Genomic DNA, 17467 nt, shown 5'->3' on the forward strand with positions numbered 1-17467 from the left:
AGAAGAGGCGCTCACCGTACCACGGGCAACGGCGTACGCTGTACGGCGCCAGAGTCCGAACCGAGGTGATCGCAGATGCCGTCCGGCCCACCCGGGCCTGGTCGTCCCAGCTCAGGCGCCGGTGGCGCCGACCGCTCCGTCGCCGACCGCTCCGTCATCGACCGCTCCGTCATCGACGGCGCCGGGACCGCCGGGGCGGCCCCGGCGAAGGTGACTTCGGGGATGATCTGGCTTCGCCCGGAACGCAGCGGCCGAGGCCCGGAGCCGGCGCACAGCCGGGCCGAGATCGCCGCCGCCGCGATCGGCCTCGCGGACGCCTCCGGACTGGAGGCCGTGTCCATGCGCAGGGTCGCCGCGGTTCTCGGCGCGGGAACGATGTCGCTCTACAACTACGTGCCCAAGAAGGAGCATCTGTTCGATCTGATGCTCGACACGGCCGCGGGCGAGATCGTCCTGCCCGACGAGCCGTCCGGAGACCCTCGGGCCGATCTGACCCGGTTGGCCCGCGAGACRCTGGCCGTGATGCGCCGGCACCCCTGGCTGGCCGGTCTGACGGCCATCCGCCCCTCGATGGGGCCGAATGCCCTGCGCTGCACCGAGTTCTTTCTCGGTGCCCTGGCCGGGTCGCCGTCGGACGGCGCCACCAAGATGGAGATGTTCGCGCTGCTCAGCGGGTTCATCGCGCAGTTCGCCGAATGGGAGCGAACCGCGGCGGGAAGCGCCGTCGAACAATGGCAGACCGATCTGGTCGCCTACCTGGGCACGGTGATCGCCACCGGTCGGTACCCACATCTCGCCGCCGCCCTGACCAGCGGCGCGGGCAGGCCGCCCATCGACGCGGACACGATCTTCACCCGGTCGCTGGCACGCCTGCTTTCGGTGATTCTCGACCCGCCGCTGGACTGACGGCGGTCACCACCGGCGTTCTCACGCCGAGCGTCGAGCAACCGGCGCTCCTGAAGCACGGAGAGACGGGTACCGAGAAGGGTCATTTCCGAGTCTGTTGTTGGCCCTGAAAGGATCCACAGGCGGTCAGGTCTTCCACAGGCTTCCCCAGAAAGAAACCCTGTCCGTAGTAGATGCCAGCGGCCAGGCTGGCGTCGCGTTCCGCGGCCGTCTCGATTCCCTCGGCGATGACCAGCGCTTCGATCTCCCGACTCAGGCTGACGATCCCCGCCGCGATCGCACGACGTGCCGCATCATGATCGATGTCGTGTGTGATGCTATAGTCCATCTTGATGATATCGGGTCGTATGCACAGGAGTTGCGCGAGCCCGGAATAGCCGGCGCCCGCGTCGTCGACGGCGATTCGTACGCCCAGGCCGCGTAGGTTGTCGACGGCGCTCCGGRCGTGAACGTTGCCGCAGTAGTCCTCATACTCGGTGATCTCGGCGACGAGTCGCCGTCGGTCAGGCAGTCCACGAGCAAGGTCGGGAAGGTGGATCAGGGCCTGCGGGGATGCGTTGACGTGGAGGGCGACGAGCCCTGGCAGGTGCGAGAGAGCGCCCAAGGCGCGCCTGATCACCGCCAGTTCCAGTTCAGTGCCCAGGCCAACCAGATGTGCCTGTGTGAACCAGCCATGCGGGCCCTCGGCTTGCCCGTGGCAGCGGGCCGGGAACCGGGYGAGTGCCTCGACCGCTACTGTCCGTCCAGTGCGGATGTGCACGACCGGCTGGTAGGCGACGCCTGGGCCGCCCTGATCAAAGAGTGTGCTGATGACTCGTGAGATCTGGCTTCGTTCTACCCATGTGTGACGCAAGTTTATGAGGTAGCCGGAGAGATACTCCCCGATGACCTGTATGAAATGCCGATCTCTTTCCTGAAGTTCTAGGTGTGGTCTGTGGCTGAGGCAGGCCAGTAGTCCATAAGGTTCATCGTCACTGTCGACGAGGGTGGTTGCCGCGTATGCGCGCACGCCGAGATCTCGGATGACCGGTGCGTGAGCCGTGCGTGCGTGACTGTTGGTGTCACCAATAACCGCCGGGGCCTTGCCCTGCTCGATGAGGCCGTGTATGTCCTTGCTCTGGTGGATTGTGGGGCCCGGGCTCAGGGCGAAGCTGTCGCCGTCACCGCTGATCACCTGCACGACGAGGAACTCGCCGGCCCACATCCCCAGCGCCGCCAGCTCCATACCGAGATGATTTTGTAGTACATCCAGGAGTTCGTGTATTTTCTGGTCGACTTCCGCGACATCTGCGGGAGGGCCGAAGGTTTTTGCGGTCATCCTGCTCACCTCCCGACAGGGCATGCCCAGCGCCGGGATCGGTATGTCGCAGTGTGGCGGCTGGAGGTTGCCCTTGAAAAACCCGTGAAGCCGACTGGCGGTCGGCGATCCCGCATGAGGTAGGGGTGACAGGCGACAGCATCCGGCAGAACCGTCGCGGGAGCGCCCCGGCCGTGCCGCGACCGGGCTGGGCGCCGGCTCCGACGCGACGTTCGCGAGGTGGGCCGGGCCGGGCCAGGCCGGGCTGGTGGCAGGATAAGGTCATGGCAATTCCGCCTTATATGCACCCTTTCGTCCTTGACGTGAAACCTGTTGGACGCCACCGCCAGGGCAACATCGACGTCCACACAGCCGGGCTGAACACCGAGACGCCTCGGCCAGCCGTCGTGTTCGTCCACGGCGGTCCGCTGCCGGCCGAGGTGAAACCGAGGCCCCGGGACTGGCCGACCTTTCTCGGTTACGGGGCGCTGGCCGCGTCCTCAGACCTCGTCGGGGTGACTGTCGACCATCGACTTCACAGCGGCACTGACTATCCGGTCGCGGCGGAGGACGTCGTCTCGGCCGTCGAACGGGCGCGCGGTCTCGACGGAGTCGACCCCGACCGGGTCGGCCTGTGGTTCTTCTCCGGCGGCGGCCCGCTCTCGGCAGACTGGCTCGCCGCCCCGCCGCCGTGGCTGCGCTGCGTCGCCCTGACCTATCCGATTCTCGCGCTGCCCGGATCGGAGAAGACCCGCTTCAACGCGGTGGCCGCCCTGTCCACCGTCCCGACGGTTCCGATCCTGCTCACCCGGGTCGGGCACGAGTACCCGGAGGCCGCGCGGACCCAGGACGCGTTCGTCGATGCGGCAGGGGCCAACGGGGTGGCGCTGCACGTCATCGAGGTGCCCGGCGGGCAGCACGGTTTTGACAGCCTCGATCACACCGACGAGTCTCGAGCCGCCGTGACCGAGGCCATGACCTGGGTATCGGAAACGCTGCGCGGAACAGGCTGACCAGTCGCGCGAGCGCGTGTCCCGCTTCTGCGGACCGTGCCTGATCGCGCCGTCGCGCTGGACTCCGTCGTCCAGCGTGACGTCGTCCAGCGTGACGGCGCCCAACGCGATTCGTCCAGGCGGCGACCAGGTCTTCTGGCTCAGGCGGATGTGCCGAGCTGAAGCGGAAGGGTGACGAGCGAGCGGATGGTGGTCGTGAAGGCCGGCTGGAAGCCGTCCGGCACGTGGTAGTCCGGGATGCGCGCATGCCATTCCCGTAGGGCGACGCGCAGCTCGAGGCGGGCCAGGTGTGAGCCCAGGCAGCGGTGCGGCCCCCGCCCGAACGCGATGTGCCGGTTCGGCTCGCGGTCGAACCGGACGACGTCGGGGTCGGGGATCTCCTGCTCGTCGGTGTTCGCCGCGCCGAGCAGGCCCGTCACGACCTGGCCCTTGCGCACGGGGCAGCCGGCGATCTCGGTGTCCCGGGTCGCGAAGCGCGCCACCATCATCACCGGCGACTCCCACCGGAGCAGCTCCTCGACGGCGCCCGGGATCAGCGCCGGGTCCTCCACGAGCGAGCGGCGCCGGTCGGGGTGCTGCGCGAGATGCAGCATCATGCAGTCCAGCGAGGCCGAGACGGTGTCGAGGCCGGCGACGAGGAACAGGAAGCAGATGTCGAGGATGTCCTCGTGGCTGAGACGGTCGCCGTCGACCTCGGTCTCGAGGAACCGGCTGACGATGTCGTCGCCAGKGGAGGCGCGGCGGTCGGCGATCACGGCGTCGAAGTACTCGTAGATGGACGCGGAGGTCTTCTTCAGCAGCGCGACCGAGTCCTCGTGCCCGCGCGGCTGCCCGGTGATGGACTCGGGCCGGATGAAGCCGTCCTTCATCGTGAGGAAGGTGGGCAGCTCGCCGAGCGGCAGGCCGAGCAGGGCGAGGAAGACCTGCGACGGGAACCGGACCGAGAACTGCTGGACGAAGTCCACCTCGTCCCGCGCGGTGATCTCGTCGAGGAGGTCGCGGGCCAGCTCGGAGATCGGTCCCTCCATCGCCTTCATGCGCTGCGGCGAGAACAGCGGGTCGAGGATCTTGCGGTACTCGCGGTGCCGCGGCGGGTCGATCTGCAGCGGGATCAGCGGCCGTTCCGTGCCCGTCTGGGTCGTCTCCATGCCGGAGGAGAAGACCTCGGGATTGGTCAGCAGCGCCGCGATGTCGGCGCCGCGGGTCAGCAGGACCCCGCGGTCGCCCAGCGCCACCGCGCCCCGGGCCCGCAGCGCCGGGAAGACGGCCTGCGGAGACGTTAAGAACGCGGGGTTCTCCATGGGGTTTCCGGCCCCTGCTGCCGCACCCGCCGACGCGCTGTCAACCGACATCTGATCTCCTTGTCGCTGGTTGTCGCGCAATTTATACCAAGTCTAAAACAGCGGCAACCGCCGCGGCCCGCCCTTCCCGCGGCCGAGGTCGCGTGCCGGCCGTGGGCGTCGGCGGCGACTCCGGCGGCTCCGGCCGGGACGCGCTGGGCGGGAGAGGCCGGGTGCGGGCCATCCGGATCCTCGACGGCGTGCCCAGCCGAGGCCCGGGGATGGGCGCGGTGGAGGCCCGGGGGATGGAAGCCGCAGGGTATGCGCCTGCCCGCGGCGGCCGCGTGCCGCCAACGTCGGCCCGGCGGCACGCGGCCGGTTGATCGCCGGCTCCGTGTTGTCGCCGTCGCGGAACCGGCCGGGTCACGACGGCGACAACACGCTCGTGACATCTGAAGCGCCCCGGGTGGGGCGGATCTCCGTCGGCGCGGCGGCACTGCTGGCCCACGCGACCGGAGGTCGAGATGAGGGCGGGGCGCGTCGCCGTTGGCGCGCCCCGCCTCTCTTCACGTGCCCCTTGTGCTGCTTTTAGACCATCCGCCGCGAAAGTTTCGGTTCGACGCGGTCCTGGTGGGTCGCGCCCCGGTCGAACCGGGGGTGCCGCCGGCCGATGAGCTGGCCGCGCCGTGGGCCTGATCGTCGAGGACGTTGTCCGCCGGGCGTCGGGCGCGGGCCCGTGCGATGCGTGAGAGCTGGGTCACATTGACGGTCGAATGCGCCCGGAACACCGGCGAAGAGCCGTTCACCCGTCTTACGCTTTTGCAGGCCAAACGGGGGGTAATTTCGCCACGCCACCATCGGGTAGTCATCGGTGGTCCTACGCACCGCGCCGCCGCGGCGCGCTCCTCTTTTCTCGGGTGTTCCTGTTCCCGCTTCCTCTCTCTTTAGTTCTCCATCTCTTTTCTGTCGGGCCATGCGACGGCTGCGCCATCCATGTCCCACTGCCTGCGCCGATGATGCCTGCCCCATCGACGTCCCTGGCTCGGGCGTCGACGGCACCGCACTTCCTCCGTGTTCCGCGAATCTTCGTCATGACAAGCCATCAGGTCACGCTCACCCGGAGACGAGATGCCCACCGGAATTTCTCCCGTGATGCTCGCCGTGAGTGCCGCCGCACCCGGTGAGCCGATCGCCCAGACCGACATCTGGGACGACTTCTACGCCGCCGTCTTCGACGGCGTCCCGGATGCCCACCGGTTGTTCGTCGAGGCGAACACCGTCGCGCGCCGGCATCTGAACTGGGACCCGAGGACCGCGTTCCGCGACGGTTTCCCGGCGGTCGGCGCGCGGGTCGACGCCTGGGAGCGATGCGCCGTCGAGCTGGGCCGGCGCACGCTGCCCGCCGTCCTCGCCGGCCAGGACCGCTCGAAGGTCGGCACGTTCGTCATGGTGAGCACCACCGGCTATGCGTGCCCGGGCCCGGACTCCCAGCTGGTCGCCGAGCTTGGCCTGCGCCAGGACGTTCGGCGGGTGTCCGTCGGCCACATGGGCTGCTACGCGGCGCTGGTCGGGCTCCGGGCCGCGATCGACGCCCTCACGGCCCGGCCGGACGAGCTGGTGCTGCTGACCTGTGTCGAGGTCATCTCGGCCCACTTCCGTTCGGAGCCGACCCGCGAGCAGGCGGTGACGCACGGCCTGTTCGGCGACGCGTGCGCGAGTGTGCTTCTCGGCGCGGTCCCCGACGGGGACGATCTCCCGGCTGCGCCGACCTGTCCCGCCAACCCGGCGGGTGCCGCCGGGGATCCGGTTGCCGCCAGGGATCCGGTTGCCACCTCGGTGCCGGCCGCCGCCGGGGATCCGGGCGATGCCGCGGTGTCGGTCGGTGCGCGGGTGCTGGCGACCCGCACCGAGGTGGCGCCCGGCACGGCCGAGCACATGTCGATCCGAGTACATGAGGACGGCTTCCACCTGCGACTGTCGCCGGCCATCCCGTCGCTGCTGCGGGAGAGCACGCCGGGCTTCGTGGACCGCCTGCTCGCCGGGACAGGTCTCGGCGTCGGCGACATCCGGCACTGGGTGATGCACCCGGGCGGACCGAAGATCGTCGACAAGGTGGGCGCGGTGTTCGGGCTTTCGGAGGCCTAGCTGCGGCCTTCGCGGGAGACGCTGCGCGACTATGGCAACTGCTCGTCGGTGACGGTGCTGCTCGCGTTGCGACGGCTGCTGACGGGCGACCTGGGGGAGAGGCCGATGCCGGGTGACCACGCCATCCTGATCGCCTTCGGCCCCGGCCTGACGACGGAGGCCGCGCTTCTGCGCTTCTGAACCGGTGGTCGCTGTGGCGTTTCACCGATGGGTGCTTCTCGTCGTCGAGGACGCTGTCTCGGACCTCCCCCCGCTGAGGTCCGAGACAGCGTCCTCGACGACGTTCTCCGGGGTGCCCCCGCCCCGGCGCGCCAGGGAAGGCCCCCGATCCCTAGCGCCGAAGCCCAAGCGTGGCCTAGTCCGATCGACGTAGCCAGCCTCGAAGATGTGTCCTCCACCGTCCGGCCTCGTGAGCCCGACCTCGAACGTTCGAGGTTGTTTGGGCGTGCATGGGCGGATCTCTTGCTACGCTATCGATCTCCGTGGTAAAGCGAAGCGTCTCGCGCAAGGGGAATGACCTTGACGGATGTGCCGGCCGAGGACCTGTCCAAGCTGCTGTCCGGCCTGATGCGCGCTGCTCGGCGCAAGACGGACGCCGGCCGGCAGGCGCTCGCCAACGACGAGCTGACCCGCGAGTACCTGGAGGCCGGGCGGCGGCTGATCGACGCGCAGCTGGGCCCGGCCGACGACGTCGACCCCGAGGATCGGCCGCTGTTTCGTTGGCTGTCGCAGCGCGCGGTCATCGACGAGGTCTGTGACGGCGGCCGGCTGCGYGGCTCGGAGGGCAGCTTCCGTGATCGCTGGCCATACCAGCCCGACTTCATCCGTGACGTGCTCGCGTACACCCTGCGCGGCGCGCACTGGGAGGGCTTTCTGGATGGCACCGCGAACGCCCGCAACCGGCTCGCCGACGCCGAGGACGCGGTCCGCGCCGTCCACGACGCCGGCTACGACGACCTGACCACCACCATGCGCACCCCCGCGCTGCGCGCGCAGCTGCTCGGCGCCGCGATGGCCGAGCGTGACGAGATCGCCCGCACGACGCTGCGGGAGATGTACCGGATCAGCACGCAGGCGTGGCTGGAGGCCTACGAGAAGACGGTCGCGGTCCGCGGCCTGCGCATCCGCCGCGGGCTGACCCTCGAGGACATCAACTTCATCATGACCGCGACCACCGAGGGGATGCAGATGCGCCTCATGGTCGAGCCGGACGACGGCGTCATCGACCACGAGCGGCGCACCTCGCTGCTCGGCACCGCGGCCCTCGCCCTGATCGTCGCCTGCTTCGACCACCTCGGCGACGGCCTGAGCCTGGAGGACGTCGTCGCCCTCGCCACCAGCCCCCCGCCGCCGGCCCGGGCCGATGCGGCCGATGCGCCGCGGGGCTCCGGCGACGCCGGCTGACCTGACGCCCGGGGCATGACCCGGGCGCGGACTCCTACGCGGACTGATCGCTCCCGCCGGGAAGTGGGTCACGCTGGTCGAGCTGGCGGGAGGCCGCCTGGCAGGCGGACTCGACCTGGGTGGGGTCGAGGACGACGAGGTGCTCGACGACCCGGCGGGCCATCGCGGTGAAGGCCGCCCGCTCGCCGGCGGACAGCGGGGCAAGCACGTGGTCCTCGACGAGGCGTAGCCGGGCCTGGGCGTCCTCGTAGGCGACGCGGCCACGCTCGGTGCCGACGATCCTGCGGGCACGCCGGTCGGCGGGGTCCGGCCGGCGCTCGACGAGGCCCGCCTTCTCCATGTCATCGACGAGGCGGACCATGACCGTCCGGTCGATGCCGAACCGGCGGGCGACCTCGATCTGGTTCGGCGCGTTGCCGCGGATCGCGTCGCCCAGGACACGCAGGCCGCGCAGTCCGCCGGGCACCGAGTCGATGGCGGCCGAGGCGGTGATCAGGTAGCCGTGCTGGATCTGGCCGACCAGCCAGYCGACGTCCTTCGTGGCGTCGTCGTCGCTCGGGGCATCGCAGGGCGAGCTGTCGGCGGGGACGCAGGGATCGCTGGCAMCGCAGGGATCGTCGAGGGCGCCGGGAGCGTCCGGACGCGGCGCGTCCGGCTGGGCTCCCGTTAGCTGCGTCACCGGCACACCATACCCCGGAACACGGTCCGATCGTCTGTGTTTAAGATGAGCGCCACAGCAGTTAATCTACTCGAGAGACGATCTGGGGACAGACGATCTGCTGGAAGATAATCTGTCCGATAGCTGACCGGACCTCCCGGTCTGGCGACGCCCTCCAAGGAGCGCCCGATGGCCCACCTGCTGCACCTCGACTCGAGCATCGCCGGTGACAACTCGGTGTCACGTGCCGTGGCGCGCGAGTACGTAGCGGCCTGGCAGGAGAACAACCCCGCCGGCGCGGTGACCTACCGCGACCTGGCCGCCGCGCCGCCGGCGCACCTGGACTGGACCATCGTCTCCGCGGGGATGACCCCGGAGGACCAGCGGACGCCGGAGCAGACCGAGGCGCTCAAGGCCCGCCAGGGCTACATCGGCGAGGTCACCGCCGCCGACGAGGTCGTGATCACCGCTCCGATGTACAACTGGTCGCTCCCGACGACCCTGAAGGCGTGGATCGACCAGCTGATCATCCCCGGGGTCACCGTGGCGGACGCGGACAACCCGGGCCTGTTCCACGGCCGGAAGGTCACCGTCGTCACCACGCAGGGCGGCTCGTACTCGCCGGGCGCGCCGAAGGAGGGCTGGGACCACGTCTCCCCGTACCTCGAGCACATTCTGGAGGCCCTCGGCGCCGACAACGTCGAGTTCGTCAACGTCGAGATGACCCTGTCCGTCGTCAACCCGGCGCTGGCCCAGTTCAAGGACGTCTTCTACGCCTCTCGCGCCGCCGCCACGGAGAGCATCAAGACCCGCGTCCTCGTCTGAGCCCCGTCCGCCCCGCCCGTCCCGCGTGCTCGGCCGTCCTTCCTGCTCGGCCGACCCGTCGGCTCGGCCAACCGGCCAGCGCCGGCCGGCGGCCGCCACCCGTTCACGAGACGGCTGGCGGGCGCCGGCCGGCGTCGCTGTCGTCGCGTCACCAGCGAGCACGACCGGCGTTAGCCGGTCTTGACCGCCGCGACGGGGGTCTGGCGCGGCGCGCGCAGGCCGCGGGCGACGAGCAGGGCGCCGGTGAGCACCACCACGGCGTCGACGCCGATGGCCAGGCGCAGGGCGGACAGCGAGTCGAGGCCGCCCGCGGCGATGGCCACGGCGCTCATGACCGGCACACCGAGGGCGATGGCGACCTGCTGGGTCATCGTCGCGACACCCGTGGCCAGGCCCTGCTCGTGGTCGGGCAGCCCGGACGTGGCCGACACCATGAAGCCGACGATCGCGCACACGTGCCCGATCGCGCCGACGAAGGTCGTGGCGGCGACCAGCCACAGCGACGCGGTGGTGGGTCCCGAGAACACGAGCAGGCCCGTCAGCACCGACTGGACGGTGAGCCCGCCGACGACGGCGCGGCGTACCCCGAACGCCGCGGACACCCGCGGCCCGACCATCCCGCCGATGATCGCCCCGGCCCCCATCGCGACCAGCATCAGACCGGTCTGGAGCGGGTTGAGGCCGAGCAGGTGCTGCATGTACATCGTCAGGAGAAACACCAGCGCCGGCTCCATCGAGAACGTGACGAACCCGGCCACGTTGCCCCAGCCCACCGTGCGCCTCGTCAGGATCGTGACCGGCACGAGCGGATGGGAGTGGCGCCGCTCGGCGGCCCAGAACCCGGCGAGCAGGACCACGGCGGCCAGGACGCAGCCGATGGCCCACGGGTCGTCCGCTCCGCGCTCGCCCAGCCGGGTCGCGCCGTAGACGAGCGCGAGCAGGCCGGACGTCACGAGCGCGGCCCCCGGCAGGTCCAGCCGGGTCCGCACCCTGGCCGCCGGGTCGGACAGCACGAACGGCGCGACCACGACGACGACCGCGGCGATCGGCACGTTGATGAGGAACGCCCAGCGCCAGCTCGCCACGTCGGTCAGGACGCCGCCGAGGATCGCGCCGCAGGTGAACCCGGTGGACATCATCACGCTGTTCAGCCCGAGGGCGCGCTGGCGCGCGGGGCCCTCCGGGAAGGTCGTGGTCAGCAGCGACAACGCGGCCGGGGTGACCGCCGCCGTCGCGAGGCCCTGCGCGGCCCGGGCCGTGAGCAGGATCGCGGGACTGGTGGCGAGGCCGCCGAGCAGCGAGGCCAGGCCGAGCGCCGTCATGCCGATGAGGAAGACGCGCAGCTTGCCGACGTAGTCGCCGATGCGGCCGAACAGGAGCGTGAACCCGGCGGCGCACAGCGCGAACGCCGTCGCGATCCACTGCGCGTTCGCGTCGGAGAACCCCAGGCTCGTCCCGACCGTCGGCAGCGCCACGTTCAGGACCGAGAAGTCGACGGCGAGCGTGAACTGGGAGGCCAGCAGCAGCACCAGCACGAGGCCCTGGCCGCGGGTCATGCGGGCCGTGCCGATCGCCGCCGCGGCGGCCGGATGCGCCTGGTCGGTGGTCGCGGTGGATGTCAGTGTGGTCACGCCGCCCACGGTGCGCCCGCCGGCCGGCGACAGCGACCGCCCTGCGCCGTCACCCCTCGGCGTGCCTACCACCGGCAGGGATACCCAGCGTCCTTCGTCATCGGGCACGATGGAGGTCATGGCGACGGAGCTCGGTGACTTCCTGCGCACCCGGCGGGCGGCGGTCAGCCCCGCGGCCGTCGGGCTCGTCTCCTACGGCGCGCGCCGCGTCCCCGGCCTGCGCCGCGAGGAGCTCGCGCACCTGGCCGGGGTCAGCCCGACCTACTACACGCGCCTGGAGCAGGCCGACCACCACAACGTCTCCGACAGCGTCCTCGACGCGCTCGCCCGCGTGCTGACACTGACCGACGCGGAGCACGAGCACCTGCGCCGACTCGCCAGACCCGAGCCCCGCCCCGTCCGGCGCCGCCGCGTCGAGCGGCCGCGGCCCGCTGCGCTCGGCCTCGTCCGCGCAGCCCCGGGGCCCGCGCTCCTCGTCGACCATCGCAACGACGTGCTCGCCTGGAACGCTCTCGGCCACCGGCTCGTCGGCCTCGGCCACCCGTTCGAGGCGCCGGACGACGTCCACAACCGGCCGAACTTCGCGCGGATGTTCTTCCTGGCCCCGTCCGGGCGCGAGCTGTACGCCGAGCCCGACCAGATGGCCAGGCAGCTGGTCGGCTTCCTGCGCTACTCCTCCGGCCTGYACCCCGACGACCACGAGCTGAGCTGCCTCGTCGGCGAGCTCGTCCAGCGCAGCGACCAGTTCGCCGCCCTGTGGGCCAAGCACCCGGTCCTGGACTGCGGCCACGGCGTGAAGAAGTTCCAGCACCCGCTGGTCGGGCGTCTCGACCTCACCTACGAGGCGATGCCGCTGCCCGAGAGCAGCCACCGCATGGTCCTCTACCACGTCGACCCGGGCACCCCCGCGGCCGACGCCTTGGCCCTGCTCGCCCGCCCCTGACAGCGGGCCGCCCGCGCCGCCTCGGGCTGGCCGGAGGCGAACCGTGTCGGACTGGCAAGCCGATAGGCAGGCTCATCCGACACAGTTCGCCCCGACTCCGTTGATGTGTGTCAGGTGGGCAAGCCTGGAGACTGGGTGATCCGACACGGTTCGCGTTTGCGGCCGTGCCTCGGTGGATGACCACCTAGTCCTGGTGTGTGTGGAGGTGGGCAGACTACTCACCTGGGCTGCGGGTGGCCTTCTGAGGCCATTTCAGCCGTGTGCATTCGAACACCATCTGTGATCGTGTCGGGGGGCGGCCCTGACCTGGACAGTAACCGGGCCTCACGCCACTATCTGAGCGTCCTGCGCCTCGGACGGCGCACCGACTGAAGTCCAGCCGGAATTCCAACGGGCGGCTCGCCCATCCGGCTGCCGCACATCGAGGGCGGTACCTTCGACGCGCTTGACCTCATGTGAGTGGCGCCTGGTCGCTTGCCAGAACACCGAGGTGCTCGACGGATGATGATGCCGTCACGGCAGGACCCGTTGGACGGCTTCGAGGCTGGCTCCGCCGTCTGCGTTGAAAGCGATCCGGGCGGTCGGCGCGCCGGCGTGAACAAGGTTGACGACGGTCTCGAAGAACTCCAGTAGTGGTTCGGGCTTGCGGATGCCTCCGCCGATGACGACGACATCCCACGCCTGACCGACGACCGCGCGCTCGATCAGACCGAGCGATGACTCGTCGAGCGCGACGAGGAGCTGCTCGGCCAGGTAGCCAGCCGCCCGCATTCGTTCGAGACCGTAGGCGAGACCGTGCTCGACCGCCTGGGCATCGACACCCGGCAGCGCGTGTGGGTCAAGACCGACGATCAGGACTCGGGTGGCCGACACCTCGGCAGGATAGGCGACATTTCGGCGATCAGGATCGGGGCGGCCGGCTCGCGGACTCGGCCGTACCGATGACCGGTTCGACGGACGCGTCGGCGGGGGAGCGGCGCGGAGAGGGGGCCGTGCCGCGCTCACCGCGAACTCACACCCATCCGCCCGGCCGACGGCTCCGAACACCTCTTGCCAGCGGTCGATGCGGACCGCGTCACCACCAGCCGGCCATGCCACCAGTACGTCACACGACAAACGGCGCATGGTCACGGCGGCCCCGCACCCTCGCTGGCACGCACTCCCGGCAGCGTCGGCGACACGCGTCGCCGGCGACGAGCATGACCGGCAACCAGGAGGATGCGGTGTCCGACACCGTCGATGACCGGCGCCTGCGGGAACTGAGCGAGGCGTCCGACGACCTGCACAGCGATGCCATGCGGGGCGGCCGCGCGGCCGTCGCGGACCTCGTCGAGGCGGGCGCGCCCGGCAGGCGGACGTCGCGGGGCGGCGCGGCACTCGCCGTCGGCCTCGCCGGGGCGGGGGTGCTCGCCACGGCGACGCGCGGCTCGGCGGCGACCATGGATGTGGCGATCCTGCAGACCGCCGCGTCGATCGAGAACCTCGCGGTCAGCACCTACACGACGGCCCTGACGCTGCCGTTCATCGGTGGCGCCGAGGCGAACGCCGTCGTCAAGGCGTTCGCGATGAAGACGATGTCGCAGCACGTGGATCACGCCACGGCGTTCAACGCCGCGGTGGTCGACCTCGGCGGGCGGGCCCAGAACGCTCCGGACCCGAAGTACGCGAAGGTCGTCGAGGCGGCGATACCCACGATCAAGGGCCCCGGCGACGTCGTGTCGCTCGCGATCACCCTGGAGGACGTGGCCGCGCAGACCTACACCAGGAACGTCAGCCAGGTGGGCACGCCGATGCTGCGCAAGCTCTTCGGCAGCGTCGCCGCCGTGGAAGCGCAGCACCGCGCCATCCTGCTCGCCGTCGCGGCCCTGCTCGGCGGTGGCGCCGCCGATCTGATCGCGCTGCCGCCCGATGYGGCGAGGCTGCCGAAGGCCGCCGGCGGCGTCGGCTTCCCCGATGCCTTCTACCCGACCTCCATGGCTTCTCCGTCGACTGAAGGAGCGGTTTGATGACCCGGCACGACGAGACCCGGCCGGACGAGGCCCAGCCGGACAGGACGCGGCGGGGCGAGATGGGCGTCGGAGACGCGGAGCTGCGCGCGTTGACGAAGGACCTCGACGCGCTGCACCGGGACACCTTCCCGACCGCGCTGGAGCGGCTGCGCGACACGACCAGCACGACGCGGGCCACGATCAGGGGGGTGGCCCGCGGACCTGCCAGTCGGCGTGGAGTGTTGCTCGGTGGGCTGGCCGCGGCCGGAGCGGGCCTGATCGCGGCATGCGGCGGCTCGGGCGGGGGCGGGAACCCGGCGGCCGCGAGCGGGACGCCGACCCGGGCGGCCAGCCCGTACACCGGTGACCTGAAAGTGGTCGCGCTGGCGGCCGCCCTGGAGAACCTCGCGGTCGCGGCCTACACGATGGCGCTGGCGAAGGCGACCGCCGGCGACTACGGCACGGTGCCCGACTCCGTCGGCGAGTTCGCGACGGTCGCCCGCTCGCAGCACGCCGAGCACGCGAAGGCGTGGAACGGGGTGCTGTCCGGCGCCAGGCTCCCGACGATCACGGGTACGCCGCTGACGATCGCCGCGTCGGAGGTCGCCAAGCTGAAGGCCACGAAGTCCGTCCCCGAGCTCGCCGCCTACGCGCTCGGCCTGGAGAACGCGGCCGCGCAGACCTACCTGTACGCGATGGCGAACGTGTCCGACGGCGGCGGGATCGCGACCGCGGCGACGATCGCGCCGGTCGAGGCGATGCACGCGGCCGTCCTGGCCTTCATCGCCGGTGACTACCCGGTACCGGAGGCGTTCCTCGACACGAGCTCCGCCGTCGGCCCAGCGGCACTGACGGCCTGACTCGCCAGCCTGACTCGCCAGCCTGACTCGCGGGCCTGACGGCCGCGGCCAGTCCTGGTCCCCAGGCTGGCCGCGGCCGGCGGCGCCCGGCGCTTTCCGACGCGTCGGGTCTGTCGGTGGGTGGCCGTAGGATGACGGCTGGTCGTGGAGGAGTGTGGATGTCTGAGTTCGCTGGGTTTCCCGACGAGGCGCTGATCTTCTTCGACGGRCTCGAGGCGGACAACAGCAAGGCGTACTGGACGGATCACCGGGAGATCTACGAGCGGGCGGTGCGGGCTCCGATGCTCGCCCTGCTCGCGGCGCTCGAGCCGGAGTTCGGCGAGCCGCACGTCTTCCGGCCGTACCGCGATGTCAGGTTCTCCAGGGACAAATCGCCGTACAAGACGGCGATCGGCGCGCACTGCGACCGAGGCGGCTACGTCCAGGTCTCGGCGAGCGGGCTGATGGCCGCCTCCGGGTACTGGCGGACCGCGTCGGACCAGGTCGAGCGGTTGYGGGTGGCGATCGCCGACGACGTGCGCGGGCCGGCGCTGGAGGAGATCGTCGAGAGACTCCGCGCGGCGGGGTATGAGATATCGGGTACCCAGCTCGCGACCCGGCCGCGTGGCTACGCCGCCGACCATCCACGCATCGAGCTGCTGCGCTACAAGACGCTCACCGCCCATCGCGAGTTCGGCGAGCCCACGTGGCTCGCCGAGCCGGCCTGCGTCGAGCAGGTGGCCTCGGCCTGGCGCGACATGCGCCAGCTGACCGACTGGCTCGACCAGCAGGTCGGCCCCACCCGTCTGCCCCAGTCCCGCCGCCGCTGACCTCGCCGAGCCCGCCTTCGGCCGCGTGGCGGCCTGCGGGCCGTTCTTGCCCCACGGGCCGAACCGGGGCCGGGACCGTCGCCGTCGGGTCGCGCGAGGGTGAGGGGCTCGCCGCGGCCGCGGCGGGATGTCGGCGTCGCGGCGTCAGCGCCTGAGGCCGTCTATGACGAGGTCCAGGGCGTTGATCATCTCGGTGCGGGCCGTGTCGGTGTCGGTCGCGCGGGCGATGTAGAGGGCCGCCTCGTCGCTGGCGCCCATGATGATGTGGGCGAGGGGGCCGACCGGCTGCCGCCGGATGCGGCCGATCTCCATCCCCCAGGAGAGCACGTCCTTGACGAGGCCGAAGACGTGGCGCTGGCACAGCTCCCGCCACTCGGCCCAGCCCAGCACGGAGGGGCCGTCGAGCAGGACTATCCGGTGGACCTCCGGCTCGACGCAGATCCGCAGCCAGACACTCGCCGCGAGCCGCATCGCCTCGATCGGGTCGGTCAGGGCCGCGTCGGCGACCTCGCCCGCGATGCGGGTCGTGACGTCCGCCTCGACGGCCTCGACCACCGCGGCGAACAGGGCGGTCTTGTCGACGAACTGGTGGTAGAGCGCACCGCGGCTCACCCCGGCGGCCGCCACGATCGCCTCCGTCGCGACCGCGGCGAAGCCCTCCTCGGCGAACAGCCGCCGGCCGGCGGCGACCAGCGCCGCCCGCGTCGCCGCGGAGCGGTCCACCTGACGGCGCCGTGCGGGCTTCGACTCCTGGCTTGGCAACGCGGGCACAGACAGATTCTGCTCCGCCGAGCGGTTGTTTTACATACAGGCTGTCTGTATGTTCCTTCGTATGGAAGCCTCACCTCCCGCCGGCGTCATCGACCTGCCCCAGGGCCAGGTCCGGTACCGCGCGGCCGGGCCGGAAACGTCTGACCTGCCGCCCGTGGTGTTCGTGCACGGTGTCCTCGTGGACGGCCAGCTGTGGACCGCCGCGGCCGATCTTCTCGCCCAGCAGGGCGTGCGCAGCTACGCGCCGACGCTGCCCCTCGGCGCCCATCCGATGCCGATGCACCCCGACGCCGACCTCACGCCGCGGGGCGTCGCCCGCCTCGTGCTCGACCTGATCGAGGCGCTCGACCTGCGCGACGTCACCCTCGTCGGCAACGACACCGGCGGCGCGATAGTCCAGTTCGTCCTCGACACCGATCCGGCCCGCATCGGCCGGGTCGTGCTCACGAACTGCGACGCCTTCGACGCCTTTCCCCCGCCGCCCTTCACGATGCTCGTGCGCGCCCTTCGCCACCCGGCGCTGGTCGCGGCGCTGGTCCCCGGCCTCCGGTCGGCCCGGATCCGGCACGGGCGGCTCGGCTTCGGCCCCCTGTCGGGCCGGCCCTTCGACCCGGAGCTGACCGGGGCCTGGGTCAGGCCGCTCGCCGACGGGAAGATCCGCCGCGACGTGGCCAAACTGGCCCGCGGCATCGACCCGAAGGAGCTGCTCGACGTCTCGACGCGGCTCGGCCAGATAGCCACGCCGGTGCGCCTTCTTTGGGGCGACGGCGACCGTTTCTTCACGGTCGACTTCGGCCGGCGCCTCGCCGACGCCTTCGCCGACGCGACCTTCGAGACCGTCGAGGGCGGCCGGACGTTCGTCCCGCTCGACCACCCCGACCGCCTGGCCGCCGCCGTCCTCGCCACGGCCTGAGAACGGTTCAGGCCGCCCGTCTCG

15 protein-coding genes and 2 pseudogenes are annotated in these 17467 nt (G+C 71.2%); 11 read left to right on the forward strand and 6 right to left on the reverse strand.

Annotated features, from left to right (window positions below; all coding sequences use genetic code 11):
* The first annotated feature begins 75 nt into the window (after positions 1 to 75).
* The gene (locus BL253_RS16960; protein ID WP_198946287.1) at positions 76 to 906 is read left to right on the forward strand and encodes a TetR/AcrR family transcriptional regulator; all 831 of its coding nucleotides are present in this window, start codon (positions 76 to 78) and stop codon (positions 904 to 906) included.
* An 82-nt stretch (positions 907 to 988) separates the two neighbouring features.
* On the opposite strand, the gene BL253_RS16965 is transcribed toward BL253_RS16960, so the two are convergent.
* Positions 989 to 2224, reverse strand: a complete 1236-nt coding sequence (locus tag BL253_RS16965; RefSeq protein ID WP_076818121.1) for a sensor domain-containing phosphodiesterase — start codon at positions 2222 to 2224, stop codon at positions 989 to 991.
* Between the two features lie 263 nt (positions 2225 to 2487).
* On the opposite strand from BL253_RS16965, the gene BL253_RS16970 reads away from it, so the two are divergent.
* Complete coding sequence (locus BL253_RS16970; RefSeq protein ID WP_131831507.1) at positions 2488 to 3216, forward strand: alpha/beta hydrolase; 729 nt, start codon at positions 2488 to 2490, stop codon at positions 3214 to 3216.
* 140 nt (positions 3217 to 3356) lie between these two features.
* On the opposite strand, the gene BL253_RS16975 is transcribed toward BL253_RS16970, so the two are convergent.
* Positions 3357 to 4568, reverse strand: a complete 1212-nt coding sequence (locus BL253_RS16975) for a cytochrome P450 (RefSeq protein WP_241834868.1) — start codon at positions 4566 to 4568, stop codon at positions 3357 to 3359.
* Positions 4569 to 5648: 1080 nt separating this feature from the next.
* Between BL253_RS16975 and BL253_RS45825 the strand changes: the two are divergent.
* The 3 genes and pseudogenes from BL253_RS45825 to BL253_RS16985 form a co-directional block, all read left to right on the forward strand.
* Positions 5649 to 6224, forward strand: a pseudogene (locus BL253_RS45825) (type III polyketide synthase); the annotation flags it as partial.
* Between the two features lie 207 nt (positions 6225 to 6431).
* Positions 6432 to 6821: pseudogene (locus BL253_RS45830) on the forward strand (3-oxoacyl-[acyl-carrier-protein] synthase III C-terminal domain-containing protein).
* A gap of 348 nt (positions 6822 to 7169) precedes the next feature.
* Complete coding sequence (locus BL253_RS16985; protein WP_076818038.1) at positions 7170 to 8045, forward strand: hypothetical protein; 876 nt, start codon at positions 7170 to 7172, stop codon at positions 8043 to 8045.
* A gap of 34 nt (positions 8046 to 8079) precedes the next feature.
* On the opposite strand, the gene BL253_RS16990 is transcribed toward BL253_RS16985, so the two are convergent.
* On the reverse strand, positions 8080 to 8724 hold the full coding sequence (locus tag BL253_RS16990) for a MarR family winged helix-turn-helix transcriptional regulator (protein WP_076818123.1): 645 nt from the start codon (positions 8722 to 8724) through the stop codon (positions 8080 to 8082).
* 168 nt (positions 8725 to 8892) lie between these two features.
* Here BL253_RS16990 and BL253_RS16995 point away from each other — a divergent pair, with 168 nt between their 5' ends.
* Positions 8893 to 9528, forward strand: coding sequence for an FMN-dependent NADH-azoreductase (locus BL253_RS16995; protein WP_076818040.1), 636 nt, complete (start codon positions 8893 to 8895; stop codon positions 9526 to 9528).
* 170 nt (positions 9529 to 9698) lie between these two features.
* Here BL253_RS16995 and BL253_RS17000 read toward each other — a convergent pair whose 3' ends face one another.
* A complete protein-coding gene (locus BL253_RS17000) occupies positions 9699 to 11159 on the reverse strand; it encodes an MFS transporter (RefSeq protein ID WP_241834869.1) in 1461 nt (486 codons plus the stop codon).
* A 118-nt stretch (positions 11160 to 11277) separates the two neighbouring features.
* Here BL253_RS17000 and BL253_RS17005 point away from each other — a divergent pair, with 118 nt between their 5' ends.
* Entirely contained in the window at positions 11278 to 12102 is an 825-nt protein-coding gene (locus BL253_RS17005; RefSeq protein ID WP_076818126.1) for a helix-turn-helix transcriptional regulator, read from the forward strand.
* Positions 12103 to 12615: 513 nt separating this feature from the next.
* On the opposite strand, the gene BL253_RS17010 is transcribed toward BL253_RS17005, so the two are convergent.
* The gene (locus BL253_RS17010; RefSeq protein WP_076818041.1) at positions 12616 to 12975 is read right to left on the reverse strand and encodes a hypothetical protein; all 360 of its coding nucleotides are present in this window, start codon (positions 12973 to 12975) and stop codon (positions 12616 to 12618) included.
* Positions 12976 to 13325: 350 nt separating this feature from the next.
* On the opposite strand from BL253_RS17010, the gene BL253_RS17015 reads away from it, so the two are divergent.
* From BL253_RS17015 to BL253_RS17025, 3 genes are all read left to right on the forward strand, one after another.
* A complete protein-coding gene (locus BL253_RS17015) occupies positions 13326 to 14108 on the forward strand; it encodes a ferritin-like domain-containing protein (protein ID WP_076818128.1) in 783 nt (260 codons plus the stop codon).
* Entirely contained in the window at positions 14108 to 14950 is an 843-nt protein-coding gene (locus BL253_RS17020) for a ferritin-like domain-containing protein (RefSeq protein ID WP_076818043.1), read from the forward strand. Before BL253_RS17015 ends, BL253_RS17020 begins: the two co-directional genes overlap by 1 nt.
* Positions 14951 to 15108: 158 nt before the next feature.
* The gene (locus BL253_RS17025; protein ID WP_076818130.1) at positions 15109 to 15759 is read left to right on the forward strand and encodes a DUF2461 domain-containing protein; all 651 of its coding nucleotides are present in this window, start codon (positions 15109 to 15111) and stop codon (positions 15757 to 15759) included.
* Between the two features lie 144 nt (positions 15760 to 15903).
* On the opposite strand, the gene BL253_RS17030 is transcribed toward BL253_RS17025, so the two are convergent.
* On the reverse strand, positions 15904 to 16530 hold the full coding sequence (locus tag BL253_RS17030; protein WP_076818045.1) for a TetR/AcrR family transcriptional regulator: 627 nt from the start codon (positions 16528 to 16530) through the stop codon (positions 15904 to 15906).
* Positions 16531 to 16591: 61 nt separating this feature from the next.
* Between BL253_RS17030 and BL253_RS17035 the strand changes: the two genes are divergently transcribed.
* Positions 16592 to 17443, forward strand: a complete 852-nt coding sequence (locus tag BL253_RS17035) for an alpha/beta fold hydrolase (RefSeq protein WP_241834870.1) — start codon at positions 16592 to 16594, stop codon at positions 17441 to 17443.
* The last annotated feature ends 24 nt before the right edge of the window (positions 17444 to 17467 follow it).

The sequence above is a fragment of the Pseudofrankia asymbiotica genome, from assembly GCF_001983105.1.
In the GTDB taxonomy this organism is placed as follows: Bacteria; Actinomycetota; Actinomycetes; order Frankiales; family Frankiaceae; genus Pseudofrankia; species Pseudofrankia asymbiotica.

Coding starts and splice junctions, on each gene's coding strand:
- BL253_RS16970 (WP_131831507.1), top strand. CDS start 2,488: ATGGCAATTCCGCCTTATATGCACCCTTTCGTCCTTGACGTGAAACCT.
- BL253_RS16995 (WP_076818040.1), top strand. CDS start 8,893: ATGGCCCACCTGCTGCACCTCGACTCGAGCATCGCCGGTGACAACTCG.
- BL253_RS17020 (WP_076818043.1), top strand. CDS start 14,108: ATGACCCGGCACGACGAGACCCGGCCGGACGAGGCCCAGCCGGACAGG.
- BL253_RS17035 (WP_241834870.1), top strand. CDS start 16,592: ATGGAAGCCTCACCTCCCGCCGGCGTCATCGACCTGCCCCAGGGCCAG.